Below are 22,524 nucleotides of genomic sequence, written 5' to 3'. Positions count from 1 at the left end.
AATCGCAAACATTCTAGCTGACTCTATATAAAATGCAGAAAATTCACTTTATAATAAAGGTAGTGAAGTGAATCGATGGATTGGAAGTTAGGGGTGGCTAGGATGGTTGGAGAAAAGGAACGAGTGTTAATGGATTTACAAGATGTATTTGAATATGCGTTTGACGAAATTTTTGTGACTGACGAAAAGGGAATCGTTGTGCGTGTAAATAGTACATGTGAAAGGCACTATCAACTAGCTGCTAAAGAGTTAGTAGGTAAGCATGTGAAAGAATTGCAGAAGGATGGTATCTTTTATCCATCGGCAACGTTAGAAGTAATTGAAAAAAAGAGACCGATTGAACTCGTTCAAACGACAAAATCAGGAGAGTATTTACACGTTCGTACAAGGCCTGTTTTTGATAATGAGGGAAATTTAAGAAGAGTAATTAGTTATTCTCGTGATCTTACAGAACTCTACCAATTACGTCAAAAGGTAGAGGAAATGGATAATCAGTTAAAAACATATAAAAAAGAATTAAGAGAAACATATGAACATGAAGGACTTATTTTTAAAAGTATCGCTATGCAAAAAATAGTCGAGACAATCAAGAAAGTATCCGTGGTAGATAGTACAGTTCTCATTTTAGGTGAGACAGGAGTAGGGAAGAGTCGATTAGTACGTCATTTACATGAAGTGAGTAACAGGAAGAATGAAAGTTTCTATGAAATTAATTGTGCGGCATTGCCAATGAATTTAATTGAATCAGAGCTTTTTGGATACTCAGGTGGATCTTTTACAGGTGCGAATCGTGAAGGGAAAAAGGGACTATTAGAATCAGCGCATAGAGGAACTCTTTTCTTAGATGAAATTGGCGAAATGCCGCTTGAAATTCAAGCGAAACTTTTGCAAGTATTGCAAGAAAAAACGTTTCGCCCTATAGGCGGAAGAGAATTAAAAAAAGTTGATGTTAGAATTGTAGCGGCAACAAACCGAGATTTAAGTATGATGGTGAAACAAGGAACATTCCGGAAAGATTTATATTATCGTCTGAATGTCATTCCAATTTTAATTCCGCCACTTCGGGAAAGAACCGAAGACATTTTGCCACTCATTTATCATTATTTACAGCACTTTAACGAGAAATATGGCCGAAATGTAAAATTAGCACCTAGCACATTGCAAATGTTTGTTGGTTACCCATGGGAAGGAAATAATAGAGAAATTGAAAATGTGATTGAGCGAATTGTTATAACTACTGATGATATCGTTACGATAGAAGATTTGCCAATAGCGATGCAAGAATCAACGGTTGAACAGTCCGGTCAAAGTCTCTATAAAATGTTAGAAGAAGTAGAACGTAATATTATTTTGAAAGCATATAAAACATATGGATCGAGTTATAAAGTAGCGGAGTTTTTAAAAATAAGTCAATCTGCTGCCACTAGGAAGATAAAGAAACTTTTAGAGGAGGAAGAAAACATTGGATAAAAAAGCGGCGTTTGTAAATGTAGAGAAAAAGGCGATGTATATAAATGGTGAGTGGATTACATTGCAAGAACAAATCGAAGTAAATAATCCAGCAACGAAGGAAATATTTGCGACGGTACCAAAGGGCGGGGTAACAGAGGCAAAGCAAGCTGTTGATGCTGCTCATGAAGCTTTTAAATTATGGTCTAAGTTAACAGCAGCAGACCGTGCAGTGAAGTTGAAAAAATGGTTCACACTTATCGATGAAAATAAAGAAGAGATTGCAGCGATCATGACGAGAGAACAAGGAAAGCCATTTGCAGAAGCACTTGGTGAAGTGAATTATGCAAATAGTTTTGTTGAATGGTATGCGGAAGAAGGAAAACGCGTATACGGTGAAATGATTCCTGCTTCTCATCCGAATAAACGTATTTTAGTTATGAAGCAACCAGTTGGAGTTATGGCAGCTATTACACCTTGGAACTTCCCTGCTGCTATGATTACGAGAAAGGTAGCACCGGCACTTGCGGCAGGATGTACGGCAGTTGTAAAACCTGCAAGTCAAACGCCGTTAACTGCGTTGAAATTAGCTGAATTAGCTCATAAAGCGGACATTCCAAAAGGCGTAATAAATATTGTAACAGGTAGTGCGAAAGCAATTGCTGATACGTGGATGGAAGATGGACGTGTTCGAAAAGTTTCCTTTACAGGATCAACGGAAATTGGGAAGGAATTAATGGCCAGTGCTGCACAAACGATGAAAAAGGTTTCACTTGAGTTAGGTGGTCACGCGCCGTTTATTGTTATGAATGATGCGGACTTAGATAAAGCGGTAGAGGCGGTAATCGGTTCGAAATTCCGTAACGCAGGACAAACGTGTATATGTACAAACCGCGTCTTTGTTCAAGAAGAAGTTTACGAAGAGTTTGCAGGAAAGTTCACAAAAGCTGTAGAGCAGCTTAAAGTTGGAGACGGATTTGGCGAAGGAACAACTGTAGGTCCACTTATTGATGCGAATGCAATTTCGAAAGTACAAGAACATATTGAAGATGCAATTCAAAAGGGTGGAGAAGTTTTATACGGTGGCCATAAATTTGCAGAGTTAGATGGATATTTCATTCAGCCAACCGTAATTGGATTGGCAAATGACACGATGCTTTGTATGAATGAAGAAACATTCGGTCCGGTTGCACCAGTTGCTAAATTTAAAACGGTTGAAGAAGTAATCGAACGTGCAAATAATACACCATATGGCTTGGCTGCTTATATTTTCACAAAAGATATTAGTCAAGCATTCCAAATTAGCGAAGCGTTAGAGTACGGAATTATTGGCTTAAATGATGGACTTCCATCAGTTGCACAAGCACCGTTCGGTGGCTTTAAAGAAAGTGGTATCGGCCGTGAAGGAGGCCATTTCGGTATCGAGGAATATTTAGAAATTAAATATATTTCGTTAGGGCTATAAGTAGTATACTAGAATCTCTATAAGGTAACAGAGAAGGAGATTCTAGTATGGTATATTGGCTATTATTACTCGTAACAATTATTTTTGAAGTAGCAGGAACAATTGCGATGAAATTATCAAACGGTTTAACAAAGCTCGTTCCAAGTGTACTTATTTTCGTATTTTATGGAATTTGTTTCAGCGTATTTGCTATCGTTGTCAAAAAAATTCATTTAAGTATCGCTTATGCCATTTGGTCTGGCGTAGGAACATTACTTATTACAATCATTAGCGTATATTTCTTTAAAGAACACATTAGCTTATTCCAAGCGTTTTGTATTCTATTTATCGTTTTAGGAGTAATTGGACTTAAGGTTTCATCAGCATCATAAAAGGCTATCTTCCAGTGTGGAAGATAGCCTTTTGTTTTTATTAAAATGCCCAGTTACCTTTACGGAAAATCGGTTCATGTCTTCCGTCAGCTGTAATACCATCGATATCAAGCTCAGCTGATCCGATCATGAAGTCGTTATGTGTAATACTAGTGTTTGCTCCGTTTTCAGCAAGTTCTTCTTTAGACATTGTTTTTCCGCCTACTAAGTTGAATGCATAAGCACTTCCGATTGCAAGGTGGCAAGATGCGTTTTCGTCAAATAGTGTATTGTAGAATAAAATATTTGTATTTGAAATTGGTGAATCATGAGGTACTAAAGCAACCTCGCCTAAGAAGTGAGAGCCTTCATCTGTTTCTACTAAATGTTTTAAAGCTTCTTCTCCGGCTTCCGCTTTGTAGTCTACGATACGCCCGTTTTCAAATGTTAACGTGAAGTTATCGATAATGTTACCTGCAAATGCTAACGGTTTTGTGCTAGATACTTGGCCGTTTACACCTGTTTTAAGTGGCATTGTAAATACTTCTTCAGTTGGGATGTTCGCCATAAATGGTACGTTCTTTTCATTTAAGCTACCAGCACCAGCCCATACATGCTTTTCTGGAAGTTCGATCGTTAAATCTGTTCCAGGAGCTGTATAGTGAAGGGCTTTATAATGCTTTTCGTTTAAGTAATCAACTTTTGTATGTAACGTTTCATCGTGTTCTTTCCATGCTTCCACAGGATTTTCTAAATCCGCACGAGTAGCTTTGAAAATAGCATCCCATAGTTTTGCTTCTTGTTCTTCTGGTGCAACGTCAGGGAATACTTTCGCAGCCCATTCTTTCGTAGGAACAGAAATGACACACCAGCTTACTTTATCAGCTTGTACGTAATCACGGTATACTTTCATTGCTTCACCAGCTACTTTATGAGCTGTTGCGATACGTGTTGATTCTACACCTTTTAATAAATCAGGGTTTTCTGCATAAATAGACATGAAGGCAGCGCCTTCTTTTGCTAATTCTTCACGAGCGTGTGCTTTCCAAGATGGGAACTCAGCGAATGCTTCTTCAGGAGCTAGATCGAACTTTAAGCGTGTTAATGTCTCATCATTCCAATCCACATATACGTGTTTTGCACCAGATTTATATGCTTTTTCTGTAACGAGGCGTACAAATTGTACAGCTTCAAGAGGTGCACTAATTGATAATGTTTGTCCTGGTTGAATATTAACACCAACATTGACTGCAAGGGCAGCATATTTCTCTAACGTTTGTTCAAATGACATATGTATAATCTCCTTTAGTTTGAAAGATTTCTTACTATATATAATACAAGAAAATTCAAAAAATATATATAAATATAGCGTAAAAAGAGAGCTCAAAATATATTGAGCTCTCATCGTTATTTAATCGAAGAAGCAAATTGTTCTACAGTCGTCGAATTGTGTATGCGAACACGCTTCATTTTTAGTAATTCATCGGGTTCACCTTTCGTAATGAACTTTCCGGGTTTTGTTGTCGTCGCAAATTGATAATATTTCTTCGTTTCTGCAACAACTTTATCATCCACATGACCGAATGGATAAGCAACTGCAATAACAGGCTTACCTGTTATTTTCTCTAGCTTTTCCTTTGATTCTTTTAATTCTTCTTCATAGTTTGTAATTTTCGGCAAGTCTGCATGTGTTGCAGTATGAGATTGCATAGAGAAAATGCCGGAATCAACCATTTCTTTTATGTCAGATGTAGAAAGTGATCCTTCTACATCAACGTTATCAACAATCATATATTCTGTTGCTGTAGGTTTAAACGTATCGTCTTTTAGTTTTTGTAAAACATGAAATGCATTCATATTATTTTTCATACCGTCATCAAATGTAACAAAGATAGGTTTATTTACTTTATTAATATCGCCCCAACGTTCAAAAGTTAGTAATGTATAGCCGTTGTCCTTTAAATATTTCATTTGGGCTTCAAAATTAGCAGGTGATACGAATAAATCTTTAATGCCTTGTCCATGATAATCATCGATTGCATGGTACATAAGAACGGGAACCTTTTGCTCGAAAGTAATAGTAGATTTTGTGAGTGGAATGTTTTTCCCATCTTCTTTCATTCCTATTGCTTCAATTTGAAACTCACCGCGTTTTCCTTCAAATTCTTTTATGTCAAAAGGAAGTGTAAACTGTTTCTCCTTTTCTTTAGAAGAAAAAGATTTAGCGTGTTCCTTTCCGTCAGCTGTGCGCCAGATTTTATATTGTACTTCGGTTAAAGCATCTTTTATGCCTGCAATATGAATACTTGTGTTTGTAGATTCGTGTGTAATAGGAGTATAAGAAATTTTACCTTGTTCTTGCATAATCTCTTCTTGTTTCTTAGATTCTTGAACCTTTTTCTCTTTTTTAGGCTCTTGACTTACATCGCTAGTATTACAACCTGCTAGAATGGCAGACGTACATAAAGCGATTGCTGCGTATTTTCTCATAAGATCACCTTCTATTGTGTATTATGTTGCATACGTATTTAAAATCCCCACCGCTGTAAGAGAGGTGGGGACATACCCTTGTTCATCATATCATTTTAGTAATGAGATAGGTTAGTGACTTTTAATAGAGCTATTTCTATCATCTTTTAGTAAAGTTTACTGTATCCCGCTATTTGTGGGCAGTAAGACCCCACCTCAGAATTCAGCAAAAGCAAAGAGGTTAGGTGGGGTCTTACTGCCCGTAAAAGCCCGAGTGGTGAGAGCTAATAATCAGTGGGGGTGAACAAAACCCCTACTGATTAAAGTTTTACTTTATAAGAGATATGAATTTTTCCATTGATGTATTAGGCCCTACAAAGTGGCGTTTAATTAAGTACTGTTCGTTTGGCATCCCTTTTGTAATGTGATTACCGTGATCAGTAGTTACTGCGAACTCATAATGTTTTTTTGTTTCTTCAACAGCTGGGTCATTATAAGAACCTACTGGATAGGCGAGAGCGATGACCTTTTTACCAGTAAGGGCTTCGATTTTTTCTTTCGAACTACGTAATTCCTCATCATAATTGCTTGAATGAGCCATCATCGTATGATTAGCAGTATGTGATTGAATAGAAAAAATGCCTGAATCCATCATTTGTTTTATCTCATCTGTTGATAGACGATTTGGTTTGTCTATCTCATTTGCAGTAAGAAATTCAGTAGCCGTAGGTTGGAATCTATCATCCTTTAATTTTTGTAAAATATGAAGAGCATTCATATTATTTTTTCGACCATCATCCATCGTTACAAAAACAGGTTTATTTACACGATTTATATCATTCCAACGTTCAAACGTAAGCATCGTATAACCGTTATCTTTCAAATACTGCATATGCTTTTCGAATTGCTCAGGTGGTACATATAAGCCGTAATCCCCATCACTTGGCCCAGGGTATTTTTCAATCGCATGGTACATTAAAACGGGTACATGTTGCTGGAATGTAATTTTAGATGTTACTAGATTTGTTTCAGTATGATCTTCTTTGATTCCTACTGTTTCAATTTGAAATTCGCCACGTTTTAAATGAAATGATTTTAAATGTAGTGGGAGGGCAAAGTCACGCTCTTTTTCTTGTGAAGTAAAAGCTTGTTTGCTTTCAGGACCGTCAGCAGTACGCCAAATAGTGTAACGTACTTGTTTGAAGGAATCTCTTAAATCCTTTGTATAAAGCGTGGTGTTTTGTGCGTTATATTCATACGGATCCCATGTAATAATCCCTTGCGTTAAAGGCAGTTCAACCGCTTTCGCTTTTTTTTGTTCAACTGTTTGTTTCGCCGTTGCTTCTTTTATTTGTTTATCACTAGTGCTACTAGTGTTACAACCTACGAGAATAGCAGAAGAAAGTAAAGCGATATATGTATATTTTTTCATTCTATCATCCTTCTATTGTGTTTTAATTATCATCACTTATGTCTTGAAATTATCATTCGTATAAGTGAAACTAACTCAAATTTTCGATTTTAAAAATTTGAATTATACCCTTGTACATCATATCACTATAGAATATAGAGGGGAATACATTTTTGGAATAATTCGGAAAAAACCTTATATTTTTCTGGTGGAGTTTACATAAAAATACATATAGAAGAAAGTAAAAAACTCCACCTAAATTTCCTTTTGAAAAAGGAGAAGTAAGGTGGAGTTTTTTATTATATAAACAATCCAGCGATTGTTGCAGATAAGATAGAAGCAAGTGTTGATGCAAATAACATTTTCCAACCGAATCTAGATACGACACTTCCCTGTTTTTCAGAAAGAGCACGGATTGTCCCAACGATCGCACCAATTTGGCTAATACTTGCGAAGCTAATTAAGAATACTGTAACGATTCCAACTGTACGTGGAGATAATGTTGATGCAACACCTTTTAAATCAAGGATTGCTACAAACTCGTTTAATACGATCTTCGTACCCATAATTCCACCAGCTGGGATAATATCTTGAGTTGGAATACCCATTAAGAATGCGAATGGAGCAAGTATATAACCGAAGATTTGTTGTAAAGTAACAGCATATCCCATTGCACCTGAAGCTGCGCTAATTACGTAGTTTACAACTTCCATCACACCGATGAAGGCAATCATTAATGCAGCAACGATACCAGCTACTTTTAAACCATCAAGCGCACCGTTAATCATTGCGCCGATAAAGCTGTCTCCGAATAAAGTTCTATCAAATTTTTGAATCACTTCATCTTCTTTCTTCGTATCAACTGGTGTTAATAGCGAACAAACGATTAAGCTTGAGAATAAGTTTAGTGGAAGAGCTGCTAGTACATATTTCGCATCTAACATCATTACGTATGATGCTGTAACAGAAGCAGAAACGGAACTCATTGCAGAACAACAAATGATGAACATACGGTTTTTGTTAAAATGCTGTAAATCGTTTTTAATAACGATTAACGCTTCACTTGAACCGAAGAATACAGAGTTTACTGCGTGGAATGACTCGACGCGTGGTAAACCAGTAATTTTTGAAATTGCACCGCCGACAACGCGAACGATGAATGGTAAAACACCTAAATAACTAAAGATAGAAAGTAGTGCTGAGAAAAATACGATAATTAATAATACATTTAAGAAAAAGACAAAATCTCTTTGAATTCCATTAAAGAGAAAATCGACACCTGTCGTACCAAGTTTAATTAGTTTGTTGAAAACTTTACTAATGAAGATGATAATTTGTTGACCAATTTTTGTGCCAAACATAAACCAACCGATTAAAATTTGGAAACCAATCATAATAGCAATTGCACGGAAGTTGATTTTACTTCTATTGTTTGACAAAGCAAAGCATAAACCTAAAACGACAAGAATACCGATAATGCTCATTACATATTGCATGTAGTTGCCCCTTTCAGAAGTTCGTATAAAGTTTGTACATAAAACGCTCGTTATATTACTAAAAATAAAACAAAGAGGTTTTATGTCATACGTAAGATGTCTGACCTTTTAGAAAAATAAAAATAAAAAAAGACCCATATGGATTCACTTTCATCTATGAGAGAAAGCTAATCAATATGAGTCCTTTTTTGCACATAGGCTAATATTCATTAGTTTTCCCCATAGTCCAGCAATTTAAGGTTGCCGGGTAGAAACTCTCGATCCATATTATCGAATATATATGAGGTAACATCGTCCGTATTAAATTAGTAGTAGCGTAACATTAACAGAGAACTATCGTCAATAGCTTTTTTTCTTCCGATAGAAATAGACCATATAAGTATGATAAAATGTAACGCAGTGTTATGAAAAAGAGAGGTCGGAAAATGAGTACAAAAATGACGCCACCAGTTGAAAAAAATGATTTTATAGATGTAGTATTTGAAGATTTAACCCATGATGGTGCCGGTGTTGCGAAAGTAAAGGGCTATCCTATTTTCGTTAAAAACGGATTACCAGGTGAAGAAGCACAAATTAAAATTATTAAAGTGAAGAAAAACTTCGCATTTGGTCGTTTAATGAAGCTTCATACAGAGAGCCCATATCGTAAAGATGCAGAATGCCCAGTGTACAATCAGTGCGGCGGTTGTCAGCTTCAGCACTTAACATATGAAGGACAATTACAAGCGAAAGAAAAACAAGTACGTGACGTTATGCAGCGCATTGGCGGATTAAGCGATGTTCCTGTGCACCCTGTACTTGGTATGAAGAACCCATGGGTATACCGTAACAAAGCACAAGTACCAATTGGAGAACGTGAAGGTGGACTTGTAGCTGGTTTCTATCGCCAAGGAACACATGACATTATTAATATGGAATCATGTTTAATTCAGGCAGAAGAAAACGATACATTAATCCAGGAAGTAAAACGTATTTGTGAAAAACATGGTATTTCGGCATACAACGAAGAGCGTAATAAAGGAACACTTCGCCACGTAATGGCTCGTTACGGACAAGTAACAGGGGAAATCATGCTTGTCTTCATTACTCGTACAGCAGAATTACCAAACAAAAAAGCAATCATTGAAGAAATTGCAGCGAAATTCCCAGAAGTAAAATCGATTGTTCAAAACGTAAACACGAAACGTACAAATGTAATCTTCGGAGACACAACGACAGTACTGTACGGATCCGAATACATTTATGACTTTATCGGTGACATTAAATTTGCAATTTCAGCACGTTCATTCTATCAAGTAAATCCAGAACAAACGAAAGTACTATACGATAAAACGTTAGAATATGCAAAATTAGATGGCAACGAAACAGTAATTGATGCCTATTGCGGAATTGGATCAATTTCCTTATTCCTAGCGCAAAAAGCGAAAAAAGTGTACGGCGTTGAAATCGTCCCAGAAGCAATCGAAGACGCAAACCGAAACGCAGCACTAAACAACATGACAAACGCTGAGTTTGGCGTAGGAGAAGCAGAAGTAGTTATTCCAAAATGGTACAAAGAAGGCATAGTCGCCGACACAATGGTCGTAGATCCACCGCGTAAAGGTTGTGATGATGCACTACTAAACACAATCATCGACATGAAACCAAAACGCGTCGTATACGTATCATGTAACCCAGCAACGTTAGCACGTGACTTAAAAGTACTAGAAGAAGGCGGATATAAAACGCAGGAAGTACAACCTGTTGATATGTTCCCGCATACGACTCATGTGGAGTGTGTGGCTTGGCTTAAGTTGGTATAATAGGAAAGCAGTTGATATAGGAGAATCTATACCATCTGCTTTTTGGTTTATTGAGAGTTTGAAATTGTATTCATAGTGAGAGGATTTGAATTTGAAATGATAGATAATTTTTGGCGTGATTTACCACGACCATTTTTCGTACTTGCACCAATGGAAGATGTGACAGACGTTGTTTTTCGTCACGTAGTAAGTGAAGCTGGTAGCCCAGACGTATTCTTCACAGAGTTCACAAACTCGGATAGCTATTGTCATCCAGAAGGTATGAAAAGTGTACGTGGCCGTTTAATTTTTACAGAAGATGAACAACCAATCGTGGCGCATATTTGGGGAGATAATCCTGAATATTTCCGTCAAATGAGTATTGGTATGGCAGAGTTAGGATTTAAAGGTATTGATATTAACATGGGTTGCCCTGTACCGAACGTAGCATCAAGAGGAAAAGGTAGTGGTCTTATTCTACGTCCAGACGTTGCGGCAGAACTTATTCAAGCAGCAAAAGCGGGCGGACTACCTGTCAGTGTAAAAACACGACTGGGCTTTAAAGAATTAAGCGAATGGGAAGATTGGTTAACGCATATTTTCAAACAAGATATTGCAAACCTTTCTATTCACTTACGCACAAGAGAAGAAATGAGCCAAGTCGATGCGCACTGGGAGCTAATTCCGGAAATTAAAAAATTACGTGATCGTATTGCACCAAATACGCTAATAACAATAAACGGAGACATCCCTGACCGTAAAACAGGGCTAGAACTTGCTGAAAAATATGGCATTGATGGCGTTATGATTGGAAGAGGAATCTTTAAAAATCCGTTTGCTTTCGAAAAAGAGCCAAGAGAGCATAGCAGTAAAGAACATTTAGATCTTTTAAGACTACAACTTGATCTTCAAGATCAATATGCAGAAGTACTGCCACGCTCCATCACAGGGCTTCATCGCTTCTTCAAAATTTATGTAAAGGGCTTCCCTGGAGCTGCTGAACTAAGAAATCAATTGATGAACACAAAATCAACTGATGAAGTACGCGCATTACTTGATAAGTTTGAGACGAGTGTTAATGTGGTAGAAGGTAGTGAAACAGTGTAACTTTTGAAAGTTACACTGTTTCATTTTAATTAAGGTAAACCGTATCATAAGTAAGTGAGGTATTCTATGTAAAAAAGGGTAAGAAAAGAATACAGGAGAAAAGTGAAAATGGTAGGTTGGTCTTGATTTTCAATGATAGTATCATGTTTATTTTATTATGCCTATAATTGGAGGCCATGTGAATGTTAAGTGATCAGGCGAGATATTCTAGGCTCGCGAATATAACAAAAATAATAAATACAAAATTAGAACTACGTGAAGTATTGCAGCGTGTAACAATGGCGATATCAGAGGAGATTGTTAAGTGCAACGCTGTTGGAATCTATTTACCCCAGGAAGATGGAACATTTAGAGGGGTTGCAGGAAAACCAGAGACAATAAATGGCGTAACGCTCGATACTCAGGTAATTGATCCTGAAATAGACTTACTGGCAAAAGAAGTTATTGAAACTAAAAAAACCATTTATATTCCTGATACATCAAAGGATCATCGGCCGGATCCGAGACCAGTTGCTGCGTTCAAAATTAAGTCCTTATTAGCTCTACCTATCTCATTTGGGCAAGAGTTATTTGGTCTGGTTTTTTTATTTGATTATGGAATTCCAATGAACTTAACAAATTCAGAAATTCAAAGTGTTGAAGCTTATGTAAATATGGCTGCGGTCGCAATTCAAAACGCAAATAATTTAACACAAAAGGAAAACCTTATTGCCGAGAAGCAGCTGTTACTAAATGTTACCCGTGATTTATCAATGTGTTCCTCGATACAGGAGAGTTTTGATAAATGTTTTCTTTACTTAGGACAGATTTTAGAGAGTAAAAACATGGCAGCCCACCTTTTAGCCCCCCTAGACAAAACAACGATTAAAACAACGAAGTTAAGCAAGAACTGTGATTGGACAGAAGCGGATTGGATGGAGAAAAGCTATGAAGCTAAGATCCAAGAGGTTATTCAAACAAAAAATATAGATAGTAAGGGTCTACTGATGATTCCATTGGTTTCAATGGGAGAAGTATTAGGGGTAATCGTCGTTGGCAAAGAGGGAAAAGCTCACAATTATGGTAATTCCCAAATGCAACTGGCAAAATCTATCGTTGATGCCACAGCGCCTACGTTTTCCAACTTGTTATATATGGATCGACTTGAAAGCATGGTGGAAGAGCGAACGAGAGAACTAGCTGTTGCTAATGAAAAAGTTACAAGTGTTATTGAAAGTATTACGGATGGATTTTTTACTTTGAATAATACATGGGAATTTACGTACGTAAATAAGCATCAATATTTTCCACAAAGAAAAACAGCAAAAGATGTATTAGGTAAGAATATATGGGAGATTTTCCCGAGTAGCGTGGACGAAGTTATGTATAAGGAACTTCATCGTGCAATGTCAGAGCGAACTACAGTGTATTTTGAATTTTTTTCTACCTCTGATGAATATTGGTACGAAGTTATTGCATACCCGTATGATGATGGTATTTGTTGTATTTTTAAAAACATAACGGAAAAAAAGCAATATGAGCAGGAATTGAAAAGGTTATCGAACATAGATTTAATAGGGCAAATGGCAGCAGGTATCAGCCATGAGATTAGAAATCCAATGACAACAGTACGAGGATTTTTGCAGTTATTAAAAGAAGAGCCCACCTATGAGAAACATAATAAGCACTTAAATTTAATGATTGAAGAACTTGACCGTGCCAATTCTATTATTACTGAATTTCTCTCAATGGGTAATACAAGGAAATCGGATTTGCAGATGTTAGATTTAAATTCAATTATCCGCGATATTATTCCTTTAATAAAGATTGATACGTATAATCAAAATAAAGATATTCAAGTCGATACAAATGACATTCCGGAATTACTGTTAAATCGTAATGAGATACGGCAATTATTAATAAACCTATATCGTAATGGCTTAGAAGCGATGGGCACAGAGAAAGTTCTAACCATTAGCACCTACAAAGAAGGTCGAAATTGTGTGGTGCTTGCAGTGAGGGATCAAGGAAAAGGTATCAGGCCTGAAGTATTAGAGAAACTGGGTACTCCATTTTACACGACAAAAGATAATGGAACTGGATTGGGGCTAGGCATATGTTATGCCATTGCTGCCCGTCATAATGCAAAAATAGAAATTCAAACAGGATCGGAAGGCACGACCTTTTTTGTTAAATTTAATCATGAAAATAATGAATAATAACCTCATTTAGATTAGTTACGGTGAACCGTACCACAAATAAAAAGTAAAACCTAAGTAAACATAATCAATCTATTTCACCTGGATTTTGCGTAACATTTACGTTTGAGTTGCCTACTAAATTAGAGTTGCATAAAAAGAAATGGACTAACCTATATCAGGTTAGTCCATTTTTTAGTGTGTTAATTAATAGTAAATCCCCATCTTTTTTTGCTTTATTACTATCATCCTTAAAGGAAGGAGTTATCCGACTACCAACTAAAATACTTTTTACAGTATTTGATTGAAGGCGTTTCTATCGATAGGACCTTTCTTAATTTCTAATACAATAAATTCGTTATTAGAAATATCTCTTAATAAATAAAATCACCCCCATAAGCATTAATCCACCTAAGACTACAAAACCTCCCATTAAAATGTTAAAGTAGTAACTTGACGACATTAATTTATACATGCTAAAAGCATTACTATAATCAACATTTCAGGAGGAAAAACAATGGCAATGAGCAACAACGATATATTAAAGAGAGTAAGGTACGCTTTAGATATAAGAGATATAGATATGGTAGAAATCTTTAAACTTGGTGGTATGGAAGTAACGAAAGAAGACGTAGTTGATATGCTTACAAAAATAAAGAGAGCACCTCAGCATGAATCTGAAAATGATGATGTAATAGAAGATGAGTACGTATTAACATGCGACATGATGATGTTAGAGGCATTTTTAAATGGATTTATTACTTTAAAAAGAGGGAAGCAAGATCCGAAACCAGGACAACCGGCACCTGTACAAAGCAAAGAGAGTGCGAATAACCTTCTGCTAAAGAAAATGAAAATCGCACTATCTTTAACGAGTGAGGATGTACTTGATATATTAGATAGCGTAGGCGTTATAGTAACAAAGGGAGAACTAGGCGCACTATTAAGAAAAAAAGGCCATAAAAATTACAAAGAGTGCGGCGATAGATATGCAAGGAATTTCATTAAGGGATTAGGTGTAAAGTATAGAGGGTAATGAGTCCGATGAATTGGTAAATGATATAATAGGTAGAGTAGGGCTTTTGTGTCCTATTCTTTTTTATTTGTAAAATAATACACTAGGTGATGAAATGGTACATACATATTTAGGTGAGACAATTAATTTTCATATAACTTATAAAAAGAAAAAGTCGGTGCGTCTTTTTGTAGATTCGTACGGAAATGTGGAAGTGCAGGCTCCAAAGGGAACACCTGTTGAATACTTAGTCCAGTTGCTAGAGGAGAAATGGGATTGGATTCAGAAAACACGTAAGGAAATGCAAGAGCGAGCGCTTGGACCACAGGAAAAGGATTATGATCAAGGAGAGGGATTTCTGTATTTAGGAAGTACGTATCCGATACAGATTTCTCAAGATGCAAGTATTACGCAAGACAATGCAGTATTTGAAGGGAATAAGCTACATATTTATGTGAAAGAGCTTAAGGATGAGAAAATACAACAAGCGTTAAAACGATTTTACTATAAGCAGTGTAAGTCATTAGTAGAGAAGAGTATTAAAGTGCATCAAAGTAACTTCAAAACAAAACCGCGTTCTATTCGTATTACAGATAGTAGTCGTACGTGGGGAACTTGTGATTCAAATTTACAACTAACATTCAATTGGAAGCTAGCGATGGCACCACAGCAAGTAATTGATTACGTAGTTGTTCATGAAATGTGCCATATGGTTCATTTAAATCATGATCGATCTTTTTGGCGTCTTGTCGGGAAAATAATGCCCGATTATAAGGAAATGGAGAATTGGTTAGCGTTATCTAGTTGGAAGATGACGGTTTAATGGTGAACTTTATATAGGTTGCGATTATTATCAATACTTGTCGGTAAGTCGATATATTTCAAAAATCGCTGATATATTTGGAGTTACAATCGATATGTTCAAAAAAACGCTTATATAATTTCATTTACCAATGCATTTTTCAATGAAGAGAAAGTAAAAGGAGATGTCACAGCAGACATCTCCTTTTTTTCAGGTATATAAATCATCGTCTAAACTTCACAACAAAATCTCCGTCTACTTTCTCCATTCCATACCCACGATAACCGTTCGAAAGTAAAGCCTGCTGTCCAACAGCGTCACTCATCGGAACACTCTTAACATCCGTCCAATTTCTTTCCTTGCCTCCACGCAATTCCTTCACAAAAACATACCGCATACTCCCGCCATATTTCGCCTTCAATGCAGCAATCTCCATTCCTTGCGCAAACTTATCTTTTAAACTTGGAATGTTAAAAGGAGCAACGGTGCAGCAAACGTAATCGTATTTGCTATCTTTGTTTTGTAATTCGTCCATGATGACTGTCGCTAATATTTTTTGCATCCCATTTCCTCGGCTGTTCGGGTGAACATTTGAAATTTCTTGATAGATGACGCGATGTAGTTCGCTTTCTGCTATGCCAATATCAAGTCCTAAATGTTCGTCGTCGATAGGAGGGACGAGTAGGGCACGAAATGCGATGAGTTTGTTCTCGATAAAAGCACCGATCATCATACCGTTTCCTTCTAGAATGTATTGAAACTCTTCTAGCGAGAGTGGTTGTAAGCGACTTTTATCTTCTAGCGCCTTAACTACAACGTTTTGTAGTGATAAGATGTGTTCGATATGCTCAAGTGATAGTAATGTAACGTGAAATGACTCGTTATTTTGTTTTAATGCTCCTTTGTATAGAACTGTCATGCGTTAGTCCTCCTTTAGCGTACAACGTCTTGAAAGACGGTTAGTTCTTGTAATATATCTTCATTTATTTCAATGCCGAGTCCTGGCTTTTCGTTTAAGCGAATAAATGGTACGTCGTAATGTAAGTTTCCGATGTCTTTCGTGAACTTTAATGGACCTGTAAGTTCAACGCTCGTAATGATTTTTTTCGAGAAAGCGACATGGAATCCTGCGGAAGAGGCAACGGATGATTCGACCATGGATCCAACTTGGCATTCAATGCCGACCATTTCTGCTTGATGAGCGAGTTTTACAGCGGGATATATGCCGCCGCATTTCATTAGTTTTATATTTACTTTATCAGCCGCATCTAATTTAATGATTTGGCGCATTTCACGAGAACCTTTTAATCCTTCATCAATCATAAGCGGAAGGTCTGTTTTAGAACGAATGTGAGCCATTGCGTCAATATCGTCTGCGACAACAGGCTGTTCAATCCAGTCGATGTTTAAATGACCTAATGAACGAAGTGCCGTTAATGTGTTGGCGCTATTTTTCCATCCTTGGTTTACATCAACACGAATCGCGATATCATTTCCTACACGTTCACGTACCGCTTCAATTCTTTTTACATCTTCTATTACATTCGTACCGACTTTCATTTTGAAAGATTGGTAACCTTTTTGAATCATAGAGGCAGCCTCTTCAGCCATGTCTTCAGGTTCGGCAATACTTAAGACGTGAGTGACAGGAAACTCTTCATGGTAGCGCCCGCCAATTAATTGATATACAGGTTGATTTAGTTTTTTGCCCATTATATCAAAACAAGCAATATCTATTGCGGCTTTTGCAGTAGGAACACCGTAAATTGTATTGTCCATTATATCGTGTATTTTCTCGATATTCATTGGATTTTGCCCAATGAGCGCAGGAGCAAGTGTATGTTTTAAAGTATGGAAAGTACTTTCCCATGATTCGCCTGTAACGTGATCATCAGCGACGCCCTCACCGTATCCGATAATGCCTTCATCTGTTTCCATTTTGACGATAATGGAAGGCATATCAGAATAAGAACCATAACTAATAACAAACGGATCGCGAAGTGGTAAACGAATTGCGTAAAGATGAATAGCTGTAATTTTCATTAGGTAGAGACCCCTTCCTGTTTACAATAGTTTTGTACATTTGATATAGTTGACGTTAAATAGTCGTTAATTAATGATAAGGAGTTAGAGAAATGATGATAAAAATTGCAGTTGTCGGTTCAAAAGAGTTTATGGAGACACTTTTACCTGTCGCTCATAAACTAGAAGAAATAGAGATTGATCCATATATTTACCTTCATCCGGCGGAATCTTCTGAACTTTTAAAGCGTTTAAAGCCTTGTGACTTCATCTTTTTCTCAGGTGCTTTACCTTATTATATGGCAAAAGAAATAAGAGAACAATTACGAATTCCAAGTACGTACTTACAGCAAGACGAGACAACGGTCGTATCTTCCATTCTTTCTGTCATGTATCACCAAGGTATTCAACCACATAACATTTCAATTGATTTAGTAGACCGCTCATTCATTACAAATGTGTTCCATGATATCGGTATAAAAGAAAGTCCGCAAGTGTTTGATTATGAAAATATGCTGTGGAGTAAAGATGAAATAAAGAGAGTTATTGATTTTCATGTAACTAAACATCGATCTGGGGAAGCTCATTTAGCTTTAACTAGTATTCATGCTGTCTATGATGAACTTCAAAAAATAGGTATTCCTTCAGAGCGTATGATAGATCTGAAGCAATCGATTATAAATGGGTTAAAAGATGCGAAAATAAAAGCTGAGCTAGCGAAAAGCCATTCAGCTACTGTTGGTGCTTGTATGATTTCTTCTTTAGAATTACGAGAAGGTTTGCTTGAGCAATTAGATGTCATTTCAAAAGAACTGCGTGGTTCATTTAAAAAAGTTGATGAAATGACGTTCATTTTGTATACGACTCGTGGTGATATTGAATCGATTATAAAAACAAATATGATAAATAATTTATTTGCTAGTATAAAAGGAACGATAGCTATTGGGTTTGGTTACGGAAAAACTGTGAAGGAAGCAGAGCAAAATGCTAAAATCGCTCAAAGTTTCGCGAAGAATAATCCAATAGACCACTGTTTTTATATACTAACAAGTGATAAAGAACTATTTGGTCCGTTCCCGAAAGAACAGAGAGTACAAAGTTTGAAGAATGAAAACCCGGAACTCATGAAAATAGCGAAGGAAACGAAACTGAGTCCAGCAAACTTATCAAAAATTATTCAATTTAGTCAATCACATCCGTCATTGAAGTTTACAGCAGCGGATCTTTCTGAATACTTACAAGTGACTCGGCGATCAACAGAAAGGTTATTAAAGAAACTAGTTGATTATGGGTATGCTCATATTTGCGGCGAGGAAATGCCCTATCAACAAGGGCGCCCTCGCGCAATATATGAAATGAATTTACCGGTATCTTTAAGCTTCTAGTTGTGCCTTTTGTTTTTTTAGTAGTTCCGCTTTTTCAATGTCTGATAGTTTCGTAATTGTGAGACCAGTTATGCCGTAAATGATTGAAATAATAGGTACGATGAAATTCAATATAGCATAAGGAGCATATTCGAATGCGCCAACTCCAAGTGTTGCGAGTATAAATACACCACATGTATTCCAAGGTACGAAAACAGAAGTTAATGTTCCGCCATCTTCTAATGCTCTGGATAAATTTTTAGAATGTAGTCCTTTTTCTGTGTATGCATTTGCGTACATTCTTGAAGGAACAACAATTGAAATATATTGTTCAGAGCAAGTAAGGTTGGTTGCAAAGCAAGACGCGATAGTAGAAGCGATAAGTCCTTTTGCTGATGTCGCTAATTTTAAAATTTGATTTACAATTGAGCGAAGAATGCCAGTATGTTCTAATACTCCTCCAAAAGTCATAGCGACAATTGTCATAGAAACTGTATTCATCATCGAATCTAAGCCACCGCGGTTAAAGAGTTCGTCTACTAGCTTGTTGCCAGTGTCTATGACAAATCCATTTTGGAGTGCACCGACAGATGCGGAGACAGAACCACCTTGAATAAAGACTTGTGATAAAAATCCTAAAATAATACCTACGAGAATAGCTGGTATAGCAGGAACCTTTTTAGCGACCAATACCATAACGACTACAGGTATGATTAGTAGGAAAGGTGAGATAACAAAGTTTTGTTGCAATACTTGTAACGTTTGATCGATACCTTTTGCATCAATATTGTTATCGCCGAAGCTTCTTCCTAAGAAAGCATAAACGATAAGAGTAATAATTAAACCTGGAATTGTAGTAAATAACATATGACGAATATGTGTGAATAGATCTGTATTTGTTAATCCTGCGGCTAAGTTTGTTGTGTCTGAAAGCGGTGACATTTTATCGCCGAAATAAGAACCGGAAATGATAGCACCGGCAACCATTGGAGCTGGGATTCCCATACTTAGGCCAATCCCCATTCCTGCAACACCAATTGTTCCCATTGTAGACCAAGAGCTACCGATAGCTAATGCAACAATAGAACAAATAATTGTAATTGAAACTAAAAATAGTGATGGAGTTAAAAGATTTAAACCGTAATAGATCATTGTTGCGACGATTCCGCCGCCAATCCAAGCACCGATCGTTAAACCTACTAGAATAATGATAACGATAGCGGGTAATGCGAGGCGAATTCCTTTATACATTGCTTCTTCGATATCGTGCCATTTGTAACCGTAACGCCAAGCGACGATAGAAGCAACGGTTGTACCGATAATAAGTGGGACGTGAGGGCTTTGTTTTAATACAACAATTGTAACCATCATAACTGCAACTGTAATGATAATAGGGATTATTGCTACGCCAAAAGGTATTTCTTTTTTCATAAACTGCCTCCTCATTATGTATGTTTGTATTTTTAGAATTGTCGCAAAATAGACGTTATTAAATTATAATAACTAAAAATTGATATGAGCGTCAATAAAAAACAGAAAATAAGGAATGTTCTATCGTTATGAAGTGAGTTGTCGATCGTATTTAAAAATAAACAATTGACTTTTTTCTTAAAATTCAATATGTTCATAAAAACATCTGTTTTTCATAAGTATAATTAACCTGAATGGTTTTGGAATTTGGGAAGGAGAATGTAGCTTTGAAAACATTAGAACTACAAGAGCGGTTAACTGAAATTTTTCAGCATTTACATGAAAACCCTGAAGTGAGTTGGAAAGAGTATGAAACGACAGCGTATATTACTAACTTTTTAAAAGAAGAAGGAATTTCATATAAAATATTTGATGATTGCCCAGGCGTGATTGCTGAAATTGGAAGCGGAAATCCAGTTATTGCAATTCGTGCCGATATGGATGCACTTTGGCAAGAAGTGGACGGAGAGTTTAAAGCGAATCATTCATGTGGTCACGATGCTCATATGACAATTGTGATGGGGCTTATTTTACAATTGAAGAATACGAGATGGGATAGCGGTACTGTTAGATTTATTTTTCAGCCGGCAGAGGAAAAAGGAAATGGTTCTCTAAAGATGGTAGATAAGGGTGCTGTGGATGATGCTGATTTCTTATTTGGTGTTCATCTAAGACCGATTGAAGAACTACCTTTGAAACAAGCTGCCCCATCTATTCGTCACGGAGCAGCAGGATTTTTAGAAGGAACGATTCATGGAGATGATGCACATGGGGCACGCCCACATCAAGGGATAAATGCAATTGATGTCATTTCTATGATCAATATCGGTTTGAAAAATATATGGCTACCACCGCAAAGTTCATATTCAGTGAAGATGACAAGGTGCCAGGCTGGCGGGGATAATTTGAATATTATTCCGGGTAACGGGCATTTTAGCTTAGATGTTAGGGCAGAGAGTAATACATTATTAGAAGAATTGAAGAAAAAAATAGAGCATGTAATAGAATCGGCCGCATCTATGGGATCGAAAACCTCATACAAATGGATCGACCTTGCACCAGGAGCTGAAGTGTCAGAAGAAGCTGAGCGCTTTATGCGAAAAGGCATTCTTGAAGTGTACGGGGAAGAGGGATGCACTGGACCACTGTATACGACAGGAAGCGATGATTTCCATTACTACACAGTGAAGAGACCACATTTAAAAGCTGTCATGCTTGGGCTAGGGGCCAACCTACAACCTGGATTACACCATCCATATATGAAGTTCGATCATAGTTGTATTATGGATGGAGTAGAAATATTGAAACAAACTGTATGGAAAGTATTAGAGGACAGGGGCTAGAGAGCTCCTGTTTTTTTGTAGTAATTTGTCGTTAAGTCGATATATTGAAAAAATCGTTGATATATTCTAAGTTACGATAGATATATTCAGAAAATCATTTATATAATTTTACGTACCAGTAAACTTGATGCAAAATGAGTCTCCAGTACATGGTGTATAATAATAAGTACCATTTTCTAATAGGAGAAGACGAATGAACGAACAATATTACGATGCTGTATTACATATAAAAACTGTCGGTGAGCAAAAGGGCTTTAATAAATCTATGCATTATCACCGTTATGAACCGACGCCATATAGCGGATTAGATGAGTTATTGAATCAATATGAAATAAGAAGTAGCGACCGAATTGTAGATTTTGGGTGCGGAAAAGGACGATTAAACTTTTACATGCACCATAAGTGTGGTGCTTCAGCGGTTGGAATTGAAATGAATGAAGAGTTTTATAAAGAAGCAATGGATAATCTAGAGCGCTATGCACGAAAGGTAAGAAACAGTAAAGATAAAATTGGGTTTGAATGCTGTTTAGCGCAAGAATATGAGATTGATTCACGTGATAACCGGTTTTATTTCTTTAATCCATTTTCTGTACAAGTATTTATGAACGTAGTAAATAACATTTTACTTTCGGTAGAAGAAGCGGAGAGAGAAGTGGATATTATTTTATACTATCCTTCTGAAGATTATATTTTCTTCTTAGAGAACCAGACTGCGTTTGAGCTGAAGAGGGAAGTAAGGTTGTCGGGTGCTTATGAGAAGAATGGGAATGAGAGATTTTTAGTTTATACATTAAGAATATAAA

At 36.7% G+C, this 22,524-nt stretch carries 18 protein-coding genes and 1 riboswitch; of the genes, 11 read left to right on the top strand and 7 right to left on the bottom strand.

Annotated features, from left to right (window positions below; genetic code table 11):
• The first annotated feature begins 102 nt into the window (after positions 1–102).
• Genes ILT06_RS27850 through ILT06_RS27840 form a run of 3 tightly spaced genes read left to right on the top strand, consistent with a single transcriptional unit; the run spans position 103 to position 3,285 of the window.
• A complete protein-coding gene (locus tag ILT06_RS27850) occupies positions 103–1,470 on the top strand; it encodes a sigma-54 interaction domain-containing protein (RefSeq protein ID WP_103655503.1) in 1,368 nt (455 codons plus the stop codon).
• A complete protein-coding gene (gene gabD, locus ILT06_RS27845; RefSeq protein ID WP_064477183.1) occupies positions 1,463–2,914 on the top strand; it encodes an NADP-dependent succinate-semialdehyde dehydrogenase in 1,452 nt (483 codons plus the stop codon). Before ILT06_RS27850 ends, gabD begins: the two co-directional genes overlap by 8 nt.
• 47 nt (positions 2,915–2,961) lie before the next feature.
• Positions 2,962–3,285 (top strand): DMT family transporter, encoded by a 324-nt coding sequence (locus tag ILT06_RS27840; protein ID WP_000263262.1) that lies wholly within the window; start codon positions 2,962–2,964, stop codon positions 3,283–3,285.
• Between the two features lie 40 nt (positions 3,286–3,325).
• Here ILT06_RS27840 and ILT06_RS27835 read toward each other — a convergent pair whose 3' ends face one another.
• From ILT06_RS27835 to ILT06_RS27820, 4 genes are all read right to left on the bottom strand, one after another.
• Positions 3,326–4,555 carry an aminopeptidase gene (locus tag ILT06_RS27835; RefSeq protein ID WP_064477184.1) on the bottom strand — a complete coding sequence of 410 codons (1,230 nt, stop codon included), beginning with the start codon at positions 4,553–4,555 and terminating at the stop codon, positions 3,326–3,328.
• A gap of 116 nt (positions 4,556–4,671) precedes the next feature.
• Positions 4,672–5,754 carry a polysaccharide deacetylase family protein gene (locus ILT06_RS27830; RefSeq protein ID WP_098102443.1) on the bottom strand — a complete coding sequence of 361 codons (1,083 nt, stop codon included), beginning with the start codon at positions 5,752–5,754 and terminating at the stop codon, positions 4,672–4,674.
• A 307-nt stretch (positions 5,755–6,061) separates the two neighbouring features.
• Positions 6,062–7,165, bottom strand: coding sequence for a polysaccharide deacetylase family protein (locus tag ILT06_RS27825; RefSeq protein ID WP_064477186.1), 1,104 nt, complete (start codon positions 7,163–7,165; stop codon positions 6,062–6,064).
• Positions 7,166–7,443: 278 nt separating this feature from the next.
• The gene (locus ILT06_RS27820) at positions 7,444–8,640 is read right to left on the bottom strand and encodes a NupC/NupG family nucleoside CNT transporter (RefSeq protein WP_001200511.1); all 1,197 of its coding nucleotides are present in this window, start codon (positions 8,638–8,640) and stop codon (positions 7,444–7,446) included.
• A 202-nt stretch (positions 8,641–8,842) separates the two neighbouring features.
• Positions 8,843–8,944, bottom strand: a riboswitch (purine riboswitch).
• 121 nt (positions 8,945–9,065) lie between these two features.
• Between ILT06_RS27820 and rlmD the strand changes: the two genes are divergently transcribed.
• The 5 genes from rlmD (at position 9,066) to ILT06_RS27795 (ending at position 15,543) form a co-directional block, all read left to right on the top strand.
• The gene (rlmD, locus tag ILT06_RS27815) at positions 9,066–10,442 is read left to right on the top strand and encodes a 23S rRNA (uracil(1939)-C(5))-methyltransferase RlmD (protein ID WP_088046907.1); all 1,377 of its coding nucleotides are present in this window, start codon (positions 9,066–9,068) and stop codon (positions 10,440–10,442) included.
• Positions 10,443–10,538: 96 nt separating this feature from the next.
• On the top strand, positions 10,539–11,528 hold the full coding sequence (locus ILT06_RS27810; RefSeq protein ID WP_064477188.1) for a tRNA dihydrouridine synthase: 990 nt from the start codon (positions 10,539–10,541) through the stop codon (positions 11,526–11,528).
• Between the two features lie 182 nt (positions 11,529–11,710).
• On the top strand, positions 11,711–13,726 hold the full coding sequence (locus tag ILT06_RS27805; RefSeq protein ID WP_222655683.1) for a GAF domain-containing sensor histidine kinase: 2,016 nt from the start codon (positions 11,711–11,713) through the stop codon (positions 13,724–13,726).
• 496 nt (positions 13,727–14,222) lie between these two features.
• Complete coding sequence (locus ILT06_RS27800; RefSeq protein ID WP_064477190.1) at positions 14,223–14,741, top strand: YehS family protein; 519 nt, start codon at positions 14,223–14,225, stop codon at positions 14,739–14,741.
• A gap of 94 nt (positions 14,742–14,835) precedes the next feature.
• Positions 14,836–15,543 carry a M48 family metallopeptidase gene (locus tag ILT06_RS27795; RefSeq protein WP_048560153.1) on the top strand — a complete coding sequence of 236 codons (708 nt, stop codon included), beginning with the start codon at positions 14,836–14,838 and terminating at the stop codon, positions 15,541–15,543.
• A gap of 202 nt (positions 15,544–15,745) precedes the next feature.
• Here ILT06_RS27795 and ILT06_RS27790 read toward each other — a convergent pair whose 3' ends face one another.
• Together ILT06_RS27790 and ILT06_RS27785 are read right to left on the bottom strand one after the other, a co-directional pair.
• The gene (locus tag ILT06_RS27790) at positions 15,746–16,441 is read right to left on the bottom strand and encodes an N-acetyltransferase (protein ID WP_088046910.1); all 696 of its coding nucleotides are present in this window, start codon (positions 16,439–16,441) and stop codon (positions 15,746–15,748) included.
• A gap of 14 nt (positions 16,442–16,455) precedes the next feature.
• A complete protein-coding gene (locus ILT06_RS27785; RefSeq protein WP_222655682.1) occupies positions 16,456–17,565 on the bottom strand; it encodes a mandelate racemase/muconate lactonizing enzyme family protein in 1,110 nt (369 codons plus the stop codon).
• A 92-nt stretch (positions 17,566–17,657) separates the two neighbouring features.
• On the opposite strand from ILT06_RS27785, the gene ILT06_RS27780 reads away from it, so the two are divergent.
• A complete protein-coding gene (locus tag ILT06_RS27780) occupies positions 17,658–18,929 on the top strand; it encodes a hypothetical protein (RefSeq protein WP_064477194.1) in 1,272 nt (423 codons plus the stop codon).
• Here ILT06_RS27780 and nhaC read toward each other — a convergent pair.
• Entirely contained in the window at positions 18,918–20,339 is a 1,422-nt protein-coding gene (gene nhaC / locus ILT06_RS27775; RefSeq protein WP_064477195.1) for a Na+/H+ antiporter NhaC, read from the bottom strand. The two genes, ILT06_RS27780 and nhaC, sit on opposite strands and share 12 nt — an antisense overlap.
• Before the next feature lie 266 nt (positions 20,340–20,605).
• On the opposite strand from nhaC, the gene ILT06_RS27770 reads away from it, so the two are divergent.
• Together ILT06_RS27770 and ILT06_RS27765 are read left to right on the top strand one after the other, a co-directional pair.
• Positions 20,606–21,721 (top strand): M20 peptidase aminoacylase family protein, encoded by a 1,116-nt coding sequence (locus tag ILT06_RS27770; RefSeq protein WP_064477196.1) that lies wholly within the window; start codon positions 20,606–20,608, stop codon positions 21,719–21,721.
• A 193-nt stretch (positions 21,722–21,914) separates the two neighbouring features.
• Positions 21,915–22,523 carry an SAM-dependent methyltransferase gene (locus ILT06_RS27765; RefSeq protein WP_088046911.1) on the top strand — a complete coding sequence of 203 codons (609 nt, stop codon included), beginning with the start codon at positions 21,915–21,917 and terminating at the stop codon, positions 22,521–22,523.
• The last annotated feature ends 1 nt before the right edge of the window (position 22,524 follow it).

Origin of the sequence: Bacillus sp. 17RED48 (genome assembly GCF_019837545.1) — a bacterium.
Lineage (GTDB): Bacteria > Bacillota > Bacilli > Bacillales > Bacillaceae_G > Bacillus_A > Bacillus_A wiedmannii.
This window is presented reverse-complemented; position numbering and strand designations above follow the sequence as displayed.